Below are 358 nucleotides of genomic sequence, written 5' to 3'. Positions count from 1 at the left end.
GCGCGCCTTCGAGGACGTGCTCATGTACGAGGGCGTGATCACGCACTACCTGCCCAAGGGGCCGGAGGGCGAAAAAGGCATCGACGTCTGGTTGGCCCTGGAAGCGTTCGAGATGGCGATCTACAAGCGCTACGACGTGCTGGCGCTGATCGCGGGCGACGGCGACTTCGTGCCCCTGGCGCGCAAGCTCAACACCCTGGGCACGCGCGTGATGCTGCTGGGCTGGGATTTCAGCTTCTCCGACAGCGCGGGCAACCTGCGCGAGATGAAGACATCCCAGCTGCTCTACGGCGAGGTGCCCTACGCGCTGCGCATGGCCGAAGTCATGGATGCGTCGCGCGAAGGCGGTGATCCGGCC

1 protein-coding gene is annotated in these 358 nt (G+C 65.9%); it reads left to right on the top strand.

The features are described from left to right. Window positions 1-358 (top strand): NYN domain-containing protein (locus SM757_RS35160; protein ID WP_322468888.1); only part of this gene is annotated, 358 nt, incomplete at both ends.

The sequence above is a fragment of the Azohydromonas lata genome (genome assembly GCF_034427735.1).
Lineage (GTDB): Bacteria > Pseudomonadota > Gammaproteobacteria > Burkholderiales > Burkholderiaceae_C > Azohydromonas > Azohydromonas lata.
Note: the sequence above shows the minus strand (reverse complement) of the source record. Positions and strands in the feature narration are given on the sequence as shown.